Origin of the sequence: Pseudoalteromonas translucida KMM 520, assembly GCF_001465295.1 — a bacterium.
Taxonomy (GTDB): domain Bacteria; phylum Pseudomonadota; class Gammaproteobacteria; order Enterobacterales; family Alteromonadaceae; genus Pseudoalteromonas; species Pseudoalteromonas translucida.
Map to the genome: position 1 here is coordinate 52,527 of NZ_CP011035.1, position 22,140 is coordinate 74,666.

Consider the following 22,140-nt stretch of genomic DNA (forward strand, 5'->3'; position numbering starts at 1 on the left):
TTTATTTAAAACGACAAACTGTAAAGCCCCTTTACAGTTTTATTATTTTAATTCACGTTTAATTAATTTTATATAAAAGAATAATGCGATTTTATTGTAAAAAAATAGTGAAAACTAGCCTGAAAAAGTCGCACTTTATCGTTATTTTATTGAAGAAAAACGATAATTTTGTCAAAGTGCGCATACTAAAATCTAACAGGTTTAATAATGAAAAAAATAATTTATACGCTAAGTGCGGTTATATTGCCAATAGCAATGTCGAGCACTGTTTTAGCGTCTGCTGTTGAGCAAACCAAAGGCAGCTATATCGATAAATTTCGTCAACTAGACGAAGCGTTGCCAACGCCAAATGTTTATAGAAGTGCAGCCGGAGAACCTGGCGAAAATTATTGGCAGCAACGCGTTAATTACGATATTGATGTACAGTTAGACGAGAAAAAGCGCCGTATAAGCGGTAGTCAAAAAATAGAATATAAAAATAATTCACCGCACACATTAAAGTATTTATGGTTACAGTTAGATCAAAACGTTTTTAAAAATGATTCAATTGCAGAAACCACACAAACGTTTAAAAGTACTTTAACAAGTTTACCAGCCGATAAACCCGCCAAGTTAAGTTTAGGCGACCTACGTCGCCAACAGTTTATGAGCGACAACGAGCTTGGCTATACAATTAGCAATGTAAAAGATGACAATGGCAACGAGTTACGTGTAACCGTGGTTGATACCTTAATGCGCATTGACCTAAATAAGCCGTTAAAGCCAGGTAAAGAAGCCGAATTTAGCATGAACTTTGCATTTAACTTAGTTGAAGAAGATGCAGTAGGCGCGCGCTCGGGCTATGAGCACTTTGAGAAAGATGGTAACGATATATTTTTAGTGGCGCAGTGGTTTCCGCGCTTAGCTGCTTATACCGATTACGAAGCTTGGACTAATAAAACTTTTTTAGGTGGCGGCGAATTTACCTTAGAGTTTGGTGATTACGATGTTGAAATTACCGTACCTGCCGATCATATCGTGTCGGCAACGGGTAAGCTTAATAACGCAAGTAGCGTATTAACGAGCACGCAACGCAAACGTTTAAAGCAAGCCGAAAAAGCTAAACGCCCCGTGTTTATTGTTAGTGAAGAAGAAGCGCTCGATAACGAAAAATCTAAAACAGATAAAACTAAAACGTGGCACTTTAAAGCTAATAACGTACGCGACTTTGCTTGGGCGTCGTCACGCAAATTTATGTGGGATGCTAAAGGCTATCAGCAAGGCGGTGATGAGCAGCCATTGGTTATGGCTATGTCGTTTTACCCTAAAGAAGGGGGCGATTTATGGAAAAAATATTCGACCGAAGCTGTTATTCACACTATGGAAGTGTATTCAAAGTATTCATTTGACTACCCATACCCAACCGCGCAGTCAGTAAATGGTCCTGTTGGTGGTATGGAATACCCAATGATCACCTTTAATGGCCCGCGTACTAAGCTGCAAGATGATGGAACACGCACTTACTCTCAAGCCGAAAAGCGATTTTTACTCGGGGTAGTGATCCACGAAGTAGGCCATATTTACTTTCCGATGATAGTAAACTCAGATGAGCGCCAATGGACCTGGATGGATGAAGGTTTAAATAGCTTTTTAGACGGTGTTGCAGGGCGAGAGTGGGATCCGAGCATTCCATGGGGTGTTGAGCCGCGCGATATAGTGGCGTATATGAAGTCAGAAATTCAAGTGCCTATAATGACCCAGTCAGACAGCGTATTGCGTTTAGGCCCTAACGCGTACACTAAACCTGCTGCTGCACTTAATATTTTACGTGAAGTTATTTTAGGCCGAGAGCTGTTTGATTTTGCGTTTAAAGAATACGCACAGCGCTGGAAGTATAAGCGCCCTACCCCAGCTGATTTTTTTCGTACTATGGAAGAAGCTTCGGGTGTTGATTTAGATTGGTTTTGGCGTGGTTGGTTTTTTACCACAGATCACGTAGATATTGCTTTAGATAAGGTATACCAACTGCGTTTAGACACTAAGAACCCTGATATTGATTTTAGTCGCCTGCGCGATATTGAAGCAAATAAGCCTACTTCGCTGTTTGTAGAGCGTAACCGCGCACAAGGTAAAAAAACCTGGGTAGAAGAAAACCCCGATGTTACCGACTTTTATGACGAAAACGACCGTTTTACCGTTACTAATAAAGAGCGCAACGCGTACAACAAGTTTTTAAAGGGCTTAGAGCCGTGGGAGCGTAAAACGCTCGAGCGTGCAATAGAAGAAGACCAAAACTACTACGTAATGGAGTTTTCTAACGTAGGCGGCTTAGTAATGCCTATTTTATTAGAGCTGACTTTTGAAGATGGCAGTAAAGAAGAGCGTTATATTGCGGCCGAAATTTGGCGTCGTAATTATAAAAATGTACAAAAATTAATAGTGACAGACAAAAACAAATCGCTGGTGTCGGTTACCATCGACCCGCGCTGGGAAACGGCTGACGTAGATATTGAAAATAATAACTACCCGCGTCGTATTATTCCATCACGCATAGAAGTGTTTAAAAAAGAAAAGAGCAAAGCGAAAGTAAGCCGCGATATTATGCAAGATATTAAAACCGAGCTTAAAAAAGACGAATCTAAAGGCGACGAAAATAATAGTAGTGAGGAGCAACAATAATGCGCATATTGCTAATTATTGTTAGTTTATTAATTGCTGCGCCTAGTATGGCGCATCAATTAAAGTCGTCTGTTACTACTGTGCTTTTTAATAAACGCACTAATAATATTGAGCTAATGCATCGTTTTTATTTGCACGATACCGAGCATGCCGTGGCGCACTTATTTAAAGGCAAGGTTGATATTATTAGCAATAAAATAGATCAACAACGCTTTGCCAAATATGTAGAGTCGCATGTTGCGCTACAAACATTAAACGGTGAGCCACTGCCGCTTAATTTTGTAGGAGCACAAGTTGATGGCAAGTTTTTTTGGGTTTACCAAGAAGCGCCAATTCCGGTAAAAATTGCAGGAATTAAAATGAGTAACGGTGCACTGCGCGACTTATGGCCTTCGCAAGTTAATATGGTTAACGTTGAAGGACAAGGAAAAATAAAAACCTTAAACTTTACTCAAGACGACACTTGGCTTGAAGCAAGGTTTGAGCAACAATAATCCTACAAACTACGCGCACAGTCACTGTGCGCGTTTTTATTATTTTCACTCCTGTTTTTATGATCGACTTAATACTAAATTCCGTTAATATACCTTGTATATTAGTGTGCTTTTTAGCAAGCTAGGTAACCTGAACTTTGGATAATAAATCTATCTCAAGTAGCTACTTTCAGCGCTAACTGCGTTGAATTTACTTGCAATAGGCCAGCTATTGACGCGTAAATTCGCCTTGTTTTCACTGAAAACCTCTGGCTAGAGAAAATAAATTTAAATATAACTATGATTTAGTATGTTAGTAAATCTCTTAACCAGAGGTCAGGTTAGGTATATAAATTTTGTTATTCATCAGTGATTTAGTTTTATAAACGATGAAGTTATTTTTATATAGGGTTTAATTCAATGGGTATTAAATACAAGGAAGGATATAGAAATGCAGATTGAAGCGATTAAAGGTGTGATTTTTGATTTAGATGGCACTTTAGTGTCATCAGAATTAGATTTTTCATTAATTAAAGCGCAAATAGGGTGCCCGTGTGAGCAAGACTTACTCGATTATATTGCCCAATTGCCTTCAGCATATATGCGCGAAGAGGCAATGAATATTGTACATCAGCATGAGTTACTCGACGCTCAACATGCCAAAATGCTACCCGGTGTGAGTGAGGCTGTAAATGCCCTTAAAGCTAAAAATATTCCAATGGCGATCGTCACGCGCAATTTTGACAAAGCGGCCGCTATTAAGTTACAAAATAATCCACTGCCAATAGAAATAGTGCTTACCCGAAGTGACGCGCCAGCAAAGCCCGATCCGAGTGCATTAAATAATATTGCTACCTTGTGGAATATAAGCCCAAGTAATTTATTGTATGTGGGCGATTTTTTATATGATATTCAGGCAGCGCATAATGCCAATATGCGTGCATGTTTATACGCCCCCGATGTTACTCCTAGTTATGCTAGTCAGGCCGATTACGTATTACATGATTTTACGCAGTTAGTTACTTTAATTGACAATTACGCACAAAAAGTTGTGTTATGTTAAATAGCGCTTTATTTATTTTTTTATGTAATTAGTGTGGCGTTATAAACGTTATATATTGACGTGGTGCTAGCCCAATACGTTTTGAATTGGTAAAATGTCGACAAGTTTAACGTATTCATTAGAGGTACATGATGGGCAGAGCATTTGAAGTTCGTAAAAGTTCGATGGCTAAAACGGCTAACGCAAAAACTAAAGTAAATTCAAAATACGGCAAAGAAATTTACGTTGCAGCTAAAAACGGCGAACCTGACCCAGATGTAAACCAAACTTTGCGCCGCTTAATCGAAAAGGCAAAAAAAGATCAAGTGCCTGCGCATGTTATCGAAAAAGCAATTGAAAAAGCTGCCGGTGGAGCAGGGGAGGATTACTCAACTGCACGTTACGAAGGTTATGGCCCTGGAAATTGTATGGTTATTGTTGACTGCTTAACCGATAACCCAAATCGTACTATTAAAGATGTACGTTTGCCTTTTACTAAAACAGATTCAAAAATTGGTACACCGGGTTGTGTAGCACATATGTTTGATCATTTTGCTGTACTTGGTTTTTCAGGCGATGATGACGAAGTTGTGTTAGAAGCACTAATGATGGCTGACGTTGATGTAACCGATGTTGAAGTTGAAGACGGTAAAGTATCGGTGTTTGCCCCACATACAGAATACTTTAAAGCTAAAACAGCCCTTGAAGAGGCGTTTGAAGGCATTAATTTTGAAGTAGACGAAATTACTTTTGTCCCGCAAGTGCATATTGAAATCACAGATGAAGAAGTAATTGCTAACTTTGATAAGTTCATCACTATGCTTGAGGATTGTGATGACGTACAAAATATTTATCACAACGCAATCATCAAAAACTAATTAAAACTGTATATTAAAGCGGTAATAATTTTAGAAAAAGCGTGTTTTGTGTAAGCAAAACGCGCTTTTTTGTGGTTAAAAACTAATAACGGCTACTAAGATGAATGTTAGCCATTCACCTTAGTTATTAATAATGACTGGTATTTTGGGCAAATAAATAAAAACCAGCACTTTGGCTGGTTTTTGTACGCTAACTAGGGTGTTTTATTACTTGAAGTTACGTATTAAGCGCCTTGCTGCGCTTTATATTTTAAGCGGTAGCTGTGCAATAAAGGCTCAGTGTAGCCACTTGGTTGCTTAGCTCCTTCTAACACTAAGGCTAGTGCAGCTTGGTAAGCAATATTATTAGCAAGTGATTGCTCACTTATTGTCATAGGCTTGTAAGCATTGTCGTGTTCATTTTGGCCATCTACCACTTTTGCCATTTTAGCCATGGTTGATCTAATTTGTTGCTCGCTACAAATACCATGATGCAACCAGTTAGCCATATGTTGGCTTGAAATACGCAGTGTTGCTCTGTCTTCCATAAGGCCAATATGGTTTATGTCGGGCACTTTAGAGCAGCCAATCCCTTGATCAATCCAGCGTACTACATAACCTAAAATACCTTGGGCGTTGTTTTCAAGCTCGGTTTTAATATCTTCTTTGCTGAGTAGCTCAGGCTCGTCCATTAATGGTGGGGTAAGTAGCTCATCTAAGCTGGCAATTGCACGCTTAGCAATGCTTTGTTGCTCGCAAAATACATCTACATCATGATAATGCATGGCATGCAGAGTTGCTGCTGTAGGGGAGGGCACCCACGCGGTATTAGCACCTGATTTAGGATGAGCTATTTTTTGCTCCATCATTAATGCCATTTTATCGGGCATAGCCCACATACCTTTACCTATTTGTGCTTTATGGCTTAAGCCACAAGCCAAACCAATGTCTACGTTGCGATCTTCGTAGGCGCTGATCCACGGCTCTAATTTAATAGCGGCTTTAGGCAGTACCACACCGGCGTGCATTGAGGTATGAATTTCATCACCTGTCCTATCTAAAAATCCGGTATTAATAAATACAACACGCTCTTTTGCTGCATGAATACAGGCTTTTAGGTTAGCTGAAGTACGACGCTCTTCATCCATAATGCCCATTTTAATGGTGTTTTTTTCTAAGCCAAGTGCTTCTTCAACCATGTTAAATAACGTGTTAGTTAACGCCACTTCTTCAGGACCATGCATTTTAGGTTTTACAATATTGATACTTTGCGCACTGGAGTTTTTAAGCGCACTGCTAGAATTTAAGTCATGCAGCGCTGCTGTTGCAGTAAACATGGCATCCATAATGCCTTCAAACACATCGTTACCACTTACATCGGTAATTGCAGGATTAGTCATTAGGTGGCCTACATTGCGCACAAACATCATGCTGCGGCCCTTTAAGCTTAAGGTTTCACCATTTAGCGCAGTATATTGACGGTCGCTTTGCAGGGTACGTTCGACTATGTTATCGCCTTTTTTAAACGATTCGACTAAGTTGCCTTGCATTAAACCTAACCAGTTTTTATAAACTTGTACTTTATCCTCTGCATCAACTGCAGCTATAGAGTCCTCGCAGTCCATAATAGTGGTAAGTGCAGCTTCAAGTACCACATCTTTTAAGCCTGCTTTATCTGCTTGGCCTATTGGGTGGTGGTGATCTATATGCAGTTCAAGGTGTAGGCCATTATTTTTGAGCAAAATAACGCTAGGGTTTTGTGCTTCACCTTGGTAACCCACTAATTGTTCAGGGTTTTTTAGTTTAGTTTGTGAGCTGTCGCGTAGAGTAATTGACAGCGCGCCATCAACAACAGAATAATTAGTACTCTCTATATGCGAGCCGTTTTCTAGTGGCAAGGCTTTATCTAAAAACTGCCTCGCGTATGCCATTACTTTAAAGCCACGAACTGAGTTATACGTACGGCCTTTTTCGGCACCATCTTCTTCGCTTAGTACATCAGTACCGTATAGGGCATCGTATAACGAACCCCAACGTGCGTTTGCAGCATTAAGTGCAAAGCGTGCATTGCTTACCGGCACTACCAGCTGCGGCCCAGCTGTTTGTGCTATTTCGGGCTCCACATTTTTTGTTTCAATACTAAAATTCTCAGGCTCGTTTACTAGGTAACCTATGTCGGTTAAAAATGCCTGATACTGGGCTTTATCCCAGCTTTTATTGGCCAGATGATACTCATCAATTTGCTGTTGTAGCTGCTCGCGTTTAGCAAGTAGAGCTCTATTTACTGGCGTTAATGTTTGTACAATATGCGCAAAGCGCTGCCAAAATTGCTGCTCATTTAAATGTGTACCAGGTAATAGCTGGTTTTTAACAAAGTCAGCTAGTTGGTTGTCTACGCTGAGTCCGGAGTGAGTGAGAGTATGGGGCATTTTAATAATCCTTAAACGGTCGCGATATTGTAAATTTTAGTGTGCGTAGTGTAACCATAACGTAAAAAAGGGGGGTTGAGTGCTTTTTACTCATTCATGATATGTATAGCCGCAATAACAACTATAAATTTACTAAATCTGAAAAATAAGCCTAATGTTTAATTAAGCGCTGCAGAGCAACTAAAGCAGTCACTCTCATAACACTATAATTTACCCCGTTCAAAGGATTTTAATTATGACTACATATAAAAGCGAAACAGATACATTAGCAACACTTTGTAAAAAACAAGGTAGTGCATGGAAAACCATTAACCCTGAATATGCAACACGTATGCGTTTACAAAATCGCTTTCGTACTGGGGTAGAAATTGCACAGTTTACTGCTGACATTATGCGTGAAGACATGGCCGCATACGACGCAGATACAAGCCAGTACACTCAGTCTTTAGGTTGTTGGCATGGATTTACTGCGCAACAAATGATGATGGCTATTAAGCGCCATCAAAAAACAACTAAGCGTAGTTATGTATACTTAAGTGGCTGGATGGTTGCAGCACTTCGTTCAGAATTTGGTCCGCTTCCGGATCAAAGCATGCACGAAAAAACCTCAGTTCCGGCACTAATTGAAGAAATTTACACCTTTTTAAAGCAAGCCGATGCACGTGAGCTAGACCATTTATTTAATGACCTAGATGCAGCTAAAGCAAATGGTGGCGACGTACAAGCGGTACTCGATAAAATTGATAACTTTGAAACGCACGTAGTGCCAATTATTGCAGATATCGATGCCGGTTTTGGTAACGAAGAAGCGACTTACCTACTCGCTAAAAAAATGATTGAAGCAGGTGCTTGTGCGATTCAAATCGAAAACCAAGTGTCTGACGCTAAGCAGTGTGGCCATCAAGCAGGTAAAGTAACTGTACCGCACGAAGACTTTTTAGCTAAAATTAACGCAGTACGTTACGCATTTTTAGAACTGGGTATTGATAACGGTATTATTGTTGCGCGTACCGATTCACTAGGTGCGAGCCTAACGCAAAAAGTACCAGTTTCACAAACTCCAGGTGACTTAGCTAGCCAATACAATGCATTTTTAGAAACTACGCCAATTAACGGTGTTGAAGATTTAAATGAAGGCGACACTGCAATGAAGCTTAATGGCCAACTTTGCAAACCAACGCGCCTTGATAATGGTTTATTTCAGTTCCGCGAAGGCACAGAAAAAGACCGCGTAGTACTAGATTGTGTAACTAGCCTACAGTCGGGTGCAGACTTACTGTGGATTGAAACCGAAAAACCACATGTTAAGCAAATTGCTGAACTGGTTAATCGTGTTAAAGAGCAAGTGCCAAATGCTAAGCTTGTTTATAACAACTCACCGTCGTTTAACTGGACACTTAAGTTTCGTGAGCAAGTGTATCAAGAATGGCAAGAAGCAGGTCGTGACCTTAGCGCTTACCCAAGCTTGGGTGACAATAAAGGCCTTATGGCACCAGAAATGGATGCTACCGAGCTTGCAGTAGCAGCCGATTTACTAGTACAAAACTTCCAACGAGATGGTGCACGTGAAGCCGGTATTTTCCATCACCTAATCACATTGCCAACGTACCATACAGCAGCATTAAGTACGGATATTTTGTCAGAAGGTTACTTTGGTGACTTAGGTATGCTGGCTTATGTACGTGATGTACAGCGTCAAGAGATTCGTCGCGAACAAGCGTCTGTTAAGCACCAAGACCTTGCAGGCTCTAATATTGGCGATACACACAAAGAGTACTTCTCTGGTGATAACGCGCTTAAAGCCGGTGGTGAAGATAACACCATGAACCAATTCTAATTCAACTAGATAGTGTTACGTAAAGGGCCGAAAGGCCCTTTTTTTATGCGTATAATTAAGTAGCCTGTATGTGGATAATAAATCTATCTTTAGTAGTTAGTTTCGATGTTAACTGCGTTAAGTTTGCTAGCTATAGCTCAGCTATTGACGCGTAAAGCTGCTTTTTTTCCTCCCCACTCCTCAAAAAATCTCTGACTAAAGAAAATAAAATTTTCATTACAGTTTAATACTTTAGTAAATATCTTAACCAGTTCAGTTAAGTTGCTACCCGCAACAGATCAGTATTTAACTAGCTGGCAATAATTACGGATCAGAGTTTAACCAAGCTTAGTGTAAAGCCCATAATTCAACCTTTTTAGCACTTTTATGGCTTTATAAACTGTAAATAAAGGCCATAAGTGACTGATTTTAGCTTTTTGAGTGAACACTCACCTTATAATAAACCGATTTTTTACTAACTTAAGCCATCCACAAAACACTTTTTTACTAACTGAGGGCCTATAAACACTAGCTCAAACCGATTTTTTACCAACTCAGTGGGTATTTAATTGTATAAACCGAAATTTTACCAACTCAAATAATAGTTAAGTCCGATACTTAAGCTAGGCATTAAGATAGCTTAAGTATTAGTAAGCATTTAGATGGCTTTATTTCTATATTGCTGATATTAGCGTGTAGGTGCATATAGTTAAATTGGACTATATCCCTAAAGGGGGAGTGTGTACTTTTGGGCTATAATTAACCTGAGCTCCGGATAATAAACTTATCTCAAGCAGCTATTTTCAGCGCTAACTGCGTGGAATTTTCTTGCAATAGGCCAGCTATTGACGCGTAAATTCGCCTTGTTTTCACTGAAAATCTCTGGCTAGAGAAAATAAAATTAAATATAAATATGATTCAATACGTTAGTAAATCTCTTAACCAGAGGTCAGGTTAATTAACTTGCCGCGGCGTTTGTGGTTTGCCTTTGCGTTACTATTAAAAATACCTAACCTGAGTTTAGGTTACTTACTGTAAACCCCCTTTACACTTATTGGTAATGTAAAAAAGCCACTTTAAAAAGTGGCTTTAATAGTTACATACCAAGCGGTATGTTTATATTATTTAGGCTGTTTAGTGTGTTTATCAAACCACCATTGAATATAGGCAACTTTAGCCATTAAGTTAGATGGACGAGCAGTAATACCATGTGATGCATCGGGAATACGTACCATAGCGGTTTCGACACCTTGTAGCTTTAATGCTTGATAAAACTGTTCGGTTTCTGAAATCGGCGTACGGTAATCAGATTCACCGGTTAGTAGCATAGTGGGTGTTTTTACATTGCCGACATAACTAATTGGCGAGCGTTTCATATAATGTTCTATATGATCCCATGGCTTACCCGGAAACCAATAGTCAGCAAAAAACGGGTAAAAGTCGGCAGTTAGTACAAAACTGATCCAGTTAATCACAGGTTTAGCAACCACGGCTGCGGCAAAGCGGTCGGTATGGCCAACTATCCACGCGGTAAGTACGCCGCCGCCAGAGCCACCGGTAACAAACAATTTAGACTCATCAATAAAACCTTTGGCAATTAAAGCATCTACCCCAGTCATTAAGTCGTCATAATCGTTACTTGGGTAATTATGATGAATAGTTTGTGCAAACTCTTTGCCGTAAGAGTCACTCCCGCGAGGGTTCATATACAATACAACGTTACCCTTAGCTGCGTATAGCTGTACCTCGGCGCTAAAGTGCGGACCGTAATTGGCCACCGGACCACCATGAATTTCAAGAATTAATGGGTACTTTTTACTACTGTCAAAACCAGGTGGGTAGGCTACCCAAGCTTGAATGGGCAGTTGGTCGTGGCTCGACTTAAGCCATAGCTCTTCTACCTTGGCTAGTTGTTTATGCCCCAGCGAATTGTCATTTAAACTTGTTAAGCGCTGCGCTTTACCACGTTTAATTGCCGCTACATCGGCAGGGCGCTGCGGGTCGGCTAGGGTAAACACAATTTCGTCATCTTCGCTCACATCAAAGTCGCCACCAGAATAAGGACGACCAAACGAAACGCTGCCAATTTTTTCGGTAATAACTTTACGTGAACCGCTACGAGGTTGGTACGCTAACGTGGTTTGCCCTTGATCAGCGTAACTAAAGTAAATACCTTTAGAGTTACCGCTCCACTTTATTTTAGCTACGCTGCGGTCTAAGTCGGCAGTTAAATTAGTTGTTTTACCCGAACGTAAGTCGCGAATATACAATTGGGTGTTTTCGTAATTAGTTTGCTTGTCATCGTAACCGGTATACGCAAGGTAACGGCCATTAGGCGATACTTGAGGTTGGCGATCGGGGCCGTTTCTATCGGTTACAGCGGTTATTTCAAGCGTAATTAAATTAAGTTTATATACTTCGCTGTTAGTTGGCTTTAACAAGTAATTATTATGCCTATTAGCCGAAAAATATAACGCTTTTTTATCTTTACTAAAGCTAACTTCGCCGCCGTTATTAAACTCATCAAAGGTGAGCTGTTTAGCATTGCCGCCATTTGCGTCAATAATAAATAATTGCTCAAAGCCCTTTTTAGCGTAACCAGCACCATCAGCACGATAATACACATCGTCAATATATTTAGCTGGCTCTGCCCAAGTCGCGCCTACAGGTTTACCAGGTAAGCTAACGGGTGAGCTTGATGAGGTGGCAACAAACATACTAAATGCGAGTTGCTTAGCATCTGGGCTCCAGCTTAGCGCTTTTGGCGTACTTGTAAGGTTACTTATTTTGCTAACCGCGCCAGTTTTAAGCCATTTCATGTAAATTTGGTTGCTACCGTCGCGGTTTGAAATAAATGCTAAACGAGAGCCATCTGGCGACAACTTTGGCGAGTGATCCATATGTACGCCAGAAGTAAGCGGTTGAATTTGTCGTGTTTTATAATCTACTGTCCAAATATTACCTATTTTACGGTCGGTTTTTATATCCATTCTGTTACGTACAAAATAAACTGTTTTCCCGTCTTTGGTAATATCTAGCTGGTTAGCGTATTCAAGCGTAAATACATCTTCTAACTGTAGGGTGCTGCTATTGGCAAAGGCAAGATTACCCGTGCTTATTAATAGACTAAGCGCAAAAAATGTTTTCATTTCAAATCCCTGTGGTTGTTAATAATAATAGTTATATGTTAGAGAGTTTAAAAATAATAGCTAGGGCGATGAAGTAATTGCGTGGGTAGACTGAATCTGTAAAACGGTTCAGCTGTAAAGGGGGTTTACAACTGAACATATTAAATAATGATTTAACGTTTACACAATAACTTTATTTGTTGAATGAGTGCAATACCGGCAGGGTTATCGCCGTGAACGCATAAACTATCGGCATCTAAAATTAATTTTTTACCTGAGCGCGTAGTTACGCTGCCATCAGCTAACAGTTGCTTTACTTGCTCAATTAAAGCTTGCTCGTTATGCACACTGCCTGCTAACTGCCTTGACACTAAAAGCCCTTCGTCGGTGTATTGTCTGTCGGCAAAGGCTTCTAATATTAATTTTAACCCTAAAGTGTCGGCTATTTTTTGATGCTTTTTAGCATCAGCAGTAGCTAAAATCATTAATTTTAATGGGCTAGGGTAGTGTGCTACAGCGCTCATTACGCTAGTTAAAAGCTGCTCGTTAAGCATCATGTCGTTATAAAGTGCGCCATGGGGCTTAACATAACTAAGGCTTAAGCCTTGTACTTTGGCCATACCTTCTAGCGCAGCAATTTGATAGTGCAGGCAATTTGTAAGCTCGCTTGCACTTAGCGCCATAGATCGTCTGCCAAAACCTTGTTGATCTGGGTAACTAGGATGAGCGCCAATTTGTACCTTATGCTGTTTTGCCAGCTTGAGCGTATTTGCCATTACATCGGCATCACCCGCATGAAAACCACAAGCAATATTAGCCATATTAATGTGCGGCATAGCTTCTTCATCTAAGCCCATTTTCCAAGCACCAAAGCTTTCACCTAAATCGCAATTTAATAGCATTTAAGGTCTCCTTACTTTTTTATTGTTACAGGCAAAGTGCCATTAGCTGGCAATTTGCCTAACAGTACGTGTGCTAAAGCGGTAAATGCGGGGCCTGTTACAATATCGTTTTTATCGTGATCAATATTATAGGCATACGATGCAAGTACAGCATGGGCATAATCGCTAAACTCAGCAATGTCGTAAGGCGCTCTTAGGCTAATAAATACCGTGTTTTTATTTTGTTTTTTTGCCACTATTAATAACGACTCAAGTGCTTTTGGTTGCTGTGCGTTGCTAAGTGCAAATTGAGGATCGTTTTTTAAATCATCCATACCGCCAATTTCTACCGCACTTTGATTTGGCGTTGCGTTGCCCGCTATAACAACATCGGCTTTATTAATGTCTGCATGTGCTTGTTGCGGATCGAAGCCTTGCAAGCTGCTACAAGTATAGTTAAGCGTATGTTTACTAATGCTTTGCAGGGCTTGTTGTAGTGCCATGCATTTGCGAGTGTCGGGCATTATAATATGAACATGTTGCCCGGCTTTAAGTGTAAGTGGCAGTGTATTATGAGTGTTTTTAACTTGTGTAATAGCCTCTACCGCTAGTTGTGCTTCAATATCGCGATGCGCTTTACTCCCAATAACGTGCTTGGCGTTAACTAGCGCATTAATGGCATTAAAATTGGTGTTAAGTTTAAACTTACTTTTAAGCGCTGTAATACGCTGCGCCGACTCAGTTATTTCTTGCTGATTAAGTTGCTTAGACTTAACTGCAGCGACTAAATCTTTAATGAGCTGATCAAGTTTGGTTAAGTCATCTATGCTGCGAATTTCTATTGGCATTAAGGCAATATCGACCCCTGCAGCAAAGGTATTTATAACCGCTTGAGTAGGATTGAAAAAGTGACTAATACCTGCCATATCAAGTGCATCGGTTACTACTACGCCATTATAATTAAGCTCATGGCGTAAAATATCAGTAATTATTTTACGCGACATAGTTGCGGGTTTAATCATGCTTTTACCATCAACACTGGTAAAGGTACTGCTATCAAGCGCAGGGTACTGAATATGTGCGGTCATGATCATGCCAGGGCTTTGCGTGGCAATAATCTGTTTAAAAGGGGCTAGGTCTTGTTGGTAAATAACCTCTTTTGCATGGTTTACCCTAGGTAAGCCCGTATGGCTGTCTACGTTAGTGTCGCCGTGGCCCGGAAAATGTTTAAGCGAACTAATAATGCCGTTATTTTCAAACCCAGCAACTTGAGCGGCACCTAAAGTTGCCACGTGCTTAGGGTCCTCGCCAAACGAGCGCACATTAATAACGGGGTTATCTGGGTTCATATTTACGTCGATTGAAGGCGCATAATTAACGTTAATACCCAAAGCACTTAGCTCGGTGGCCATTACTTTAGCGGTTTGCGCGGCAAAATAACTGTCGTGCTTTTCAAAAGTAGCACCAATCGACATATTACCGGTAAACGAGGTTGCTACATCGCGCGGTAGGCGTGCAACACGGCCGCCTTCTTGATCAACCGAAATAAACAAAGGTAATGCAGAGCTTGATTTACTTGCAGCCTGTTGTAATTGTTGGTTAAGGGTAATTATTTGTTCAATAGATTGGGTGTTTTCAGAAAATAAAATCACCCCGCCAATATTGTATTTACTAATGGCGTTTGCTAGTTCATCGGGTAATTGAGTCATTGGCGTTCGACACTGTTTACTTGCACCTTGGTGACAAAAATAGCGAAAGTCTAGTAATAGCTTTTGGCCAAGTTGTTGTTCAAGCGTAAGCGCAGGTTGAGCTATAGAAGATTGTAATGGCATTAAACACCCGATTAAAAAAGCAATAGACGATACAGCATACTTATTTAGCAAAACACACTCCAAAGCTAAATAAAATAGATAAGTGCATGCAGCTTATCTATTTTTTAGTGCAACTGCAAAGCCGATACGCAATAGCGGTGCGTTTAAGTCTTATTGATTTTTAAAGCTGAATAAACGCTGATATTAGGGCGTTATTTTTAAGTAATTTAGTAACACATTTGAATGTGTGGCATAACCTCGGTGGTGTTATTTTCAAGCCTGGCGCTAATGTTATATACCCGCTTAAGCAGCGCAGGGGTAAGCACTTCTTTTGGTGTACCGCATGCGGCTACTTCGCCATTATTAAGCATGTAAATTCGATCTGCAAAACTGGCAGCAAGCGATAGGTCGTGGATCACGGCAACCACTCCTGCGCCTTGGCTGGCAATACTTTTAGCTTGAGCCATTACATCGTATTGATGAAAAATATCTAAGCTAGAGGTGGGCTCGTCAATTAGTAAGTAAGGTGTTTTATTGGCAACTAGGCTAGGCTGAATTTGGCATAATACCCGCGCAAGTTGTACGCGTTGCTTTTCTCCGCCAGAGAGTTGTGTAAAGGTATGGGCTTTTAAGTGCGTTACACTAAGTGCTTGCATTACTTGCTCTGAAAAATGTATAAGCTGCTGTTTACTATAGTCTGCTTGATGGGCAAAGTGCGCCATATCAACCACTTCAGCTACGCTAAATGGAAAGTCGAGTTCGTAATTTTGCGTAAGCACAGCGCGTAATGTAGCCAAGCTTGCTATTGAGTAGTCGCTAAGTAGGCGATCATTAAGTGTGATATCACCATTATTAATTTTTATATCGCCGCATAAGGCTTTTAGTAACGACGATTTACCTGCTCCATTAGGGCCTATAATTACCACTAACTCGTTAGGTTTTACATAAAAGTTAATATGCTTGAGTAGTTTTTTTTGCCCAATTTGGGCCGACACATTATTAGCGCACAGCATTTATAAGCTCCGTTGCTGATAAGTTTTTAACAACATAATTAAAAAGAAAGGGCCACCAATAGCACTGGTTATTAAGCCAATAGGTAACTCTGCAGGGAGCATCACAGTACGTGCAAATAAATCAGCAAAGCTTAATAACAGCGCCCCGCCTAAAATACTTGCTGGCATTAAGTAACGATGATCGGGCCCTAAAACAAGCCTTACAATATGCGGCGCAATAAAACCAACAAAGCCAATAATACCGGTAATGGAGACGGCAGCACCGGTGCACAATGCCGTACAAATAAATACCTGTTTTTTAAGCCGCGTTACATTAATGCCTAAATGTTTAGCTTGCGCTTCGCCTAGTAAATATAAATTAAGAGGTTTTGCTAGGCGTAGTAATAAAACCACACTCAAAACAATAATACATAAAGAGGGCAGCATCATGGCAAAGTGATTACCGGCTAACGAACCCATACTCCAAAATGTTAAATCGCGCAGTTGTTGCTCGTTACTAATTAATGTAAGCCCACCAATGAGCGATCCCACAATGGCGTTAACAGCAATACCTGCTAGTAATAAGCTTATAATTGTAAACTGACCACTGTGAGCGCTTAATCTATAAATAAATACACACACACTAATACAGCCAATAAATGCGCCAACCGGTACTGCATAAACACCCAAGGTGCTGCTAAAGTTAGCAAATAAACTACTGCCTAATACTATAGTGGTTACAGCGCCAAGTGCTGCACCACTCGACACACCAATTAAACCCGGATCGGCTAATGGGTTTCTAAAAATTGCCTGCATAGCACAGCCACAAGCGGCTAGCCCTGCACCTACCACCATGGCTAACACTATGCGCGGTAAGCGTATTTGCCAAATAATAGCGTTTTTAAAGCTATCAGTTTCAAGCTGGTTAATTATTGCCACTATTTCACTTAAGCTTAAATTTACGCCACCTTTACTTAGTGCAATAAAAAACATAAAAACACAGGCTAAAAATAAACAGGGAATGGCCATTTTTCGCTGTTTTTGTTCGGTTAATAGCGTACTTCCTAATGCCAGCATAGTTATTACTCACTTAGCTCAATGTTAGGTTGAGAGGTTTTAGCAAAGCGAAACTTATACGTTGCAGGTAATTTAGCATTAGGGTGTAAAACACTCGCAAGCTCTACTACTGCTTGTGGTGTACGTGGGCCCATGCCTAATAAATAACTGCCGTCGAAGCTATAAACTTGCTTATTTTTAACTGCATTAGAGAACTTAAAATGTGCTAGTTTCGATACGCTTTCCAGTGGGGTGTCGCCGTGTCGTCCCATGGTAATAATTGCGTCTGGGTTAAGAGCAAGGGCCGCTTCAGTTGAAAGCGGTTTCCAATTTTGTATATGCTCTGCTGCAATATTAATTGCTCCAGCGGCATTTATTAATTCATTTGCAGAGGTATTTGCCCCAGCTACAATAGGTTGCCCGCTGCGTACATTAAGAATAAAAAGTACTCTAGGCTTATAAGTACTTTGTTGTAAAACTGTGTTTAAAGCAGCTCTGTCTATTGCCAAGCTATTTGCAAGTTGCTCTCCCTTTTTAGGTACATTGAGTAAACGTGCAATGTGTTTTATTTTAGCTTCAATGCCTAAAAAGTTATCTTCTTGTGTAAGTATGGTCATGTTTATTCCCGTACTTTTTAGCTGCTCTACTACCTTTTGAGGTCCAGTGTCGGCTTCGCCTAAGAGTAAATCTGGGCTGAGCGATAATATCCCCTCTGTACTTATTTTTCGTACGTACCCTATTTGCGGTTTTTTAGTCGCAGCACTTGGAAATACACTGGTGCTGTCTACACCTACAATACGATGCTGCTCATTAAAGGCATAAATAATTTCGGTTATTGAGCCTCCCGAAACAACAATTTTTTGTGCCGAAAATGGAGCTGAATTACTGCTACAAGCAAATGTTAACAGGGTAAGCGTAATTAAATATGTGAATAGGGGTTTCATAACAAATCCAATGTTGATACTATTAATAAACACGAACAATAACAGTTATCATTTAGATTTAAAAGCTATGAAGTTTACTATTTTTATATTACTGTCAGCAGTTGCTCATTATATTGGGTTGTTTATTCAACCTGCTCCCCCTAAAGCTATGACATTTTCGCAGGGGCAAAAAGCCGATCGTGTGGCAATTAATATTATTAACTCAACCCAGGTTAACGCCAGTAAAGTAGCTAAAAAAATACCAGCTGAGCCAAAACTAACAGCGCCTGTAGTTAAAAACGATAATGTTAGCACTGAGTTTTCGGGCACCAAGCAGCACCTTAAAATAGTAAAAAAAACACCTAAAAATATAAAAAAAATAATAGATAACCCGCCAAAAAAACCAGCTAAAGCCAAACCGGTTAACATAGCTAAAAGCACTGAACATAAAAAGTCTGTAAAAAATGTCCCAGCAAACAAAAATAAAATAAAGCCTGCTGCGCCCAGTTCTAGTACCACAAAACTAAGTAACCAGCACTCTGCTACTAATCAATTAGTTACCGTAACCGAATTACCATTATTTAAAGCCCCTAAGCCAATATTAACGTATCCGTTACGGGCTAAAAAAAGAGGTTACGAAGGGGTTACGTTATTGCAAATTGAGTTGAATAAGCAGGGGCATATAGCAAAATTAACTGTGTTAAAAAGCAGCGGATTTACTGAGCTCGACAAAGCTGCTTTAAATAATGTAGCGCAGTGGCAGTTTCATCCTGTTGTTAAAAATAACCACCCGATAAAAGCACGATTTAGCGTGCCAATTCGGTTTTTGTTAAACGTATAACAAAGAGTAATAACATGCAGTCAACTTTTAATGCGGTAGGTATTATGGCTTGGCCATTACTATTGGTGTCAATTATAGCTTTGGCTATTGTGCTGGAGCGCAGCACTATTTTAATTATTGCTAAGTGGCAATTAAAGCAACATAAATTAGGGACAAGTCAATTTGCAATTACGCTGCAAGCTAAGCAGTTGCTGCACAGTGAGCAACGTTTGCAATGGTGCCAATTGTATTTACAAGACTGCTTAATTGATTGGCGAAAACGGCTAAACATATTGAGCTTATTGGCCTCTTTAAGCCCTTTAATGGGGTTACTTGGTACTGTGTGGGGGTTGGTCGTTATGTTTAAACGCATTGCCGAAACTAATCAAGCGGTTACGCCTGCTTTACTAGCTGATGGCTTGTGGGAAGCTATGTATTCAACCATGGCTGGATTAGTTATTGCTATTCCATGTTTATTAGTTAGCGGCTTATTAAACACCATACTAGAAGGGTTACAAAATGATTTTACAAGAATTATCAATCATTTAAATTATAAGTTTACCTATAGTGACTCACCTTATGCTTAGCTTGCCACCGCGTAATACAGCGGCGCAATTAGTGCCAGACTTAACCGCTTTGCTTGATGTGTTATTTATTTTATTGGTTTTTTTATTACTTACAGCAGCGGTTAAGTTAAATATGCTTGATGTAACGCTTCCCGATACAGGTAAAAACACCAGCACACCGGTACAACAAGCAGATGTACAGGTGCTTAGTATTCGGTTAGAGCATAATAAGCTTCAATACGCCCTCGAAAAAGAATCATTTACTTCGTTAAATGAAGCAGTTAACGCCTTAAAAAACAGTAAAGAAAGCTTACCTCTGTATTTAGCGGTTGATCAGCAAGTACCTAGCGGCGAATTAGTAAAGCTATTAGCTAAACTTTCTGCTGAAAAGTATAAAGTTGCAAATATTTTAGTTAAAAGCGATTGATAACCATTATCATTTAATGTTTATTTTGTTATAGTCAAGTTGCTTTAGGCAGTAGGGGCTAACCCAAAGCGCTATGTAACTTTTTTGCATTCAATATAAGTAGAGCAAAAGAGTAAACAAAATATAATTATTAAATGGAGTAAATAATGCGTATTACCAAACTGGCAGCTTGCCTTGCCGCTCTGTCTTCGCCCTTAATGGCAGCTGATCTTGAAAACCCTAACCACACTAATATGCCGGTTACAGCACTTGATGCCGTAACCGTAACGGCAACCCGTACCGCAAAGTCTGCACTAAATTCAGCTCAAGCCGTTAATGTTATTAACGCAGAACAAATAGAGCAAGTACTTGCTAGTAGCGTATTCGACAGCCTTATTAGTATTCCTAACGTTACTGCAACCGGTGGCCCACGTAATATGGGACAAAAGTTTAATGTACGTGGTTTTAGTGACGCAGAAGATGTGTTGATAAGTGTAGATGGTGCAATTCAAACATTTGAAAAGTATCGAATGGGAAGTTTTTTTTCAGATCCTGAACTTTATCGCTCTGTAAATGTTAAACGTGGACCAAGTACTGTTTTGCATGGCGGTGGTGCTTTAGGTGGTGTGGTAGAAATGGAACTTAAAGATGCCAGCGACTTTTTAGCACCGGGTGAGCAAGGTGGCGTTAAAGTTAAGCTAGGTCACCATGGCAATAATAATGAAAATAACGGTACCGTATATGCTTATGCACGCCCTACCGACTCATTAGATATACTTACTTCGTACGTAAAGCGCAGCAGTGACGACTTTAAGTTATCAAATGGTGAAACGCTCGATAATTCGGGTATTGAGGCCGAATCGCTGCTTTTAAAAGTAGAGTACTACTTAAACGAAGACTCCTTAATTGGATTGTCGTATACAAAAAGTGAAGACAATCAGCGCACCGAGTTTAATACGACCGATCCTGGCGCATGGGGTATGGTATATAGAGAAATAGAACAGTCGGTTACTAATTTAAGCTATGAGCTTAACCCCGCCAATAATCCTTATGTAAATTTAACAGCACGCTTAGGGCGCACCCAAAGTCAGGTTGTTGAAAGTGATGGTTCAGGCACTTTAAAAGATTTTATTGGCTTAGAGTCTAACTACGAATACAACATAACCACACTTGATATTGCAAATACATCTTTAATTAAACAGCATACTTTAACCTATGGCATGCAGTATTCTGAAAAAGATCGAGTGGGAACCAAGTTAAGTTATCCATGCCTTAATTTAGACATGCAAACTTATCAATGTATTGATTATGCAGAGCAAGCAATACAAGACGAAATAACATCTCAGCCCGGAGGTACTCAAAAACGTATAGGCGTTTACCTACAAGACGAATTTATTTGGCAGGCATTAACGCTTACCACAGGGCTGCGCTATGAAAAATATAAAACCACAGCAACTTCTAGCTTTGCCAACTCATTTAATAATTTAGATACCGATGTTGAGCACTCTCAAGTGGTGCCTGCATTAACCGCCCACTATCAAATTAATAACCAACTGGCTGTTTTTTCAAGTTATCAGCAAGGATTTAGAGCCCCATTAATTGATGAGCTTTATGATCAATATGGTGGGCGTGATCCGGCACTCGAACTTAAAGTAGAAAACAGCACCAATAAAGAAATTGGTGCGAGTTACCAAAACCAAAACATATTTACAAACAGAGATGCCTTAACTGCCCGTGTTATTTATTTTAAAGTAAAAATAGATGACGAAATTCAATCAAACACCAATATAGCCACTAATCCCGAACCCGCAGCGCGTTATAACAATAGTGGCGAAAACCAACGAGACGGCATTGAGTTTGAAATAAATTATGCACATACCTTAGGTTATGCCAACTTTTCTTATAGTCGAATATCAGGTGAAAACCAAAACAATGAACCACTATGGTATTTACCAGCCGATAAGTTTGCACTGAGTAGCGGATTAAACTTTTTTAACGACATGCTAAAAACAGGCTTTAACATTCAACATGTTAATGATCGCACAGTGCTTGTATCTGGCATTGAGCAGCAACATAAAAGTTATGTTTTAGCAGGTATAAACGCCAGTTGGGATATTAACGACAGCTGGAATGCCCGCTTAGCAATAGATAATTTATTTGATAAAGAATACCAAGTTATAGCTGGTACTACAGGCGCCATTGGCGACTATGGTGTTGGCCGTAATATTAAAACGCAAATTAGTTTTAAATTTTAAGTTGCCGTAATGGTCACTTAGGCCATT

General features: G+C 39.9%; 16 protein-coding genes. 9 read left to right on the plus strand and 7 right to left on the minus strand.

Annotated elements, in window-relative coordinates:
- The first annotated feature begins 207 nt into the window (after positions 1-207).
- The 4 genes from PTRA_RS15880 to PTRA_RS15895 all read left to right on the plus strand — a co-directional run bounded on the left by PTRA_RS15880 (position 208) and on the right by PTRA_RS15895 (position 5,051).
- Complete coding sequence (locus PTRA_RS15880; RefSeq protein WP_058374661.1) at positions 208-2,658, plus strand: M1 family metallopeptidase; 2,451 nt, start codon at positions 208-210, stop codon at positions 2,656-2,658.
- Entirely contained in the window at positions 2,658-3,152 is a 495-nt protein-coding gene (locus PTRA_RS15885; protein ID WP_058374662.1) for a DUF6702 family protein, read from the plus strand. Before PTRA_RS15880 ends, PTRA_RS15885 begins: the two co-directional genes overlap by 1 nt.
- Positions 3,153-3,576: 424 nt before the next feature.
- Positions 3,577-4,194, plus strand: coding sequence for an HAD family hydrolase (locus tag PTRA_RS15890; protein ID WP_099046608.1), 618 nt, complete (start codon positions 3,577-3,579; stop codon positions 4,192-4,194).
- Positions 4,195-4,325: 131 nt separating this feature from the next.
- Positions 4,326-5,051, plus strand: a complete 726-nt coding sequence (locus PTRA_RS15895) for a YebC/PmpR family DNA-binding transcriptional regulator (RefSeq protein ID WP_011329702.1) — start codon at positions 4,326-4,328, stop codon at positions 5,049-5,051.
- 224 nt (positions 5,052-5,275) lie between these two features.
- Here the strand turns inward: PTRA_RS15895 and PTRA_RS15900 are convergent, their stop codons facing one another.
- A complete protein-coding gene (locus PTRA_RS15900; RefSeq protein WP_058374664.1) occupies positions 5,276-7,459 on the minus strand; it encodes a malate synthase G in 2,184 nt (727 codons plus the stop codon).
- Positions 7,460-7,694: 235 nt separating this feature from the next.
- On the opposite strand from PTRA_RS15900, the gene PTRA_RS15905 reads away from it, so the two are divergent.
- Complete coding sequence (locus PTRA_RS15905; protein ID WP_058374665.1) at positions 7,695-9,296, plus strand: isocitrate lyase; 1,602 nt, start codon at positions 7,695-7,697, stop codon at positions 9,294-9,296.
- 1,100 nt (positions 9,297-10,396) lie between these two features.
- Here PTRA_RS15905 and PTRA_RS15910 read toward each other — a convergent pair.
- The 6 genes from PTRA_RS15910 to PTRA_RS15935 form a co-directional block, all read right to left on the minus strand.
- The gene (locus PTRA_RS15910) at positions 10,397-12,424 is read right to left on the minus strand and encodes a S9 family peptidase (RefSeq protein ID WP_058374666.1); all 2,028 of its coding nucleotides are present in this window, start codon (positions 12,422-12,424) and stop codon (positions 10,397-10,399) included.
- A 152-nt stretch (positions 12,425-12,576) separates the two neighbouring features.
- Complete coding sequence (locus PTRA_RS15915; protein WP_058374667.1) at positions 12,577-13,305, minus strand: 5-oxoprolinase subunit PxpA; 729 nt, start codon at positions 13,303-13,305, stop codon at positions 12,577-12,579.
- Positions 13,306-13,316: 11 nt separating this feature from the next.
- Complete coding sequence (locus PTRA_RS15920; RefSeq protein ID WP_058374668.1) at positions 13,317-15,116, minus strand: glycoside hydrolase family 3 protein; 1,800 nt, start codon at positions 15,114-15,116, stop codon at positions 13,317-13,319.
- A 206-nt stretch (positions 15,117-15,322) separates the two neighbouring features.
- A complete protein-coding gene (locus PTRA_RS15925) occupies positions 15,323-16,108 on the minus strand; it encodes a heme ABC transporter ATP-binding protein (protein ID WP_058374669.1) in 786 nt (261 codons plus the stop codon).
- Positions 16,109-17,164 carry a FecCD family ABC transporter permease gene (locus tag PTRA_RS15930; RefSeq protein ID WP_058374670.1) on the minus strand — a complete coding sequence of 352 codons (1,056 nt, stop codon included), beginning with the start codon at positions 17,162-17,164 and terminating at the stop codon, positions 16,109-16,111.
- A 5-nt stretch (positions 17,165-17,169) separates the two neighbouring features.
- On the minus strand, positions 17,170-18,087 hold the full coding sequence (locus tag PTRA_RS15935; RefSeq protein ID WP_058374671.1) for a heme/hemin ABC transporter substrate-binding protein: 918 nt from the start codon (positions 18,085-18,087) through the stop codon (positions 17,170-17,172).
- A gap of 67 nt (positions 18,088-18,154) precedes the next feature.
- On the opposite strand from PTRA_RS15935, the gene PTRA_RS15940 reads away from it, so the two are divergent.
- The 4 genes from PTRA_RS15940 (at position 18,155) to PTRA_RS15955 (ending at position 22,113) form a co-directional block, all read left to right on the plus strand.
- Positions 18,155-18,907 (plus strand): energy transducer TonB, encoded by a 753-nt coding sequence (locus PTRA_RS15940; RefSeq protein ID WP_157756055.1) that lies wholly within the window; start codon positions 18,155-18,157, stop codon positions 18,905-18,907.
- Between the two features lie 14 nt (positions 18,908-18,921).
- Positions 18,922-19,473 carry a MotA/TolQ/ExbB proton channel family protein gene (locus PTRA_RS15945; protein WP_011329712.1) on the plus strand — a complete coding sequence of 184 codons (552 nt, stop codon included), beginning with the start codon at positions 18,922-18,924 and terminating at the stop codon, positions 19,471-19,473.
- Positions 19,466-19,879 carry a biopolymer transporter ExbD gene (locus tag PTRA_RS15950; protein WP_058374673.1) on the plus strand — a complete coding sequence of 138 codons (414 nt, stop codon included), beginning with the start codon at positions 19,466-19,468 and terminating at the stop codon, positions 19,877-19,879. Before PTRA_RS15945 ends, PTRA_RS15950 begins: the two co-directional genes overlap by 8 nt.
- A gap of 146 nt (positions 19,880-20,025) precedes the next feature.
- Positions 20,026-22,113 carry a TonB-dependent receptor domain-containing protein gene (locus PTRA_RS15955; RefSeq protein WP_058374674.1) on the plus strand — a complete coding sequence of 696 codons (2,088 nt, stop codon included), beginning with the start codon at positions 20,026-20,028 and terminating at the stop codon, positions 22,111-22,113.
- Positions 22,114-22,140 lie beyond the last annotated feature (27 nt).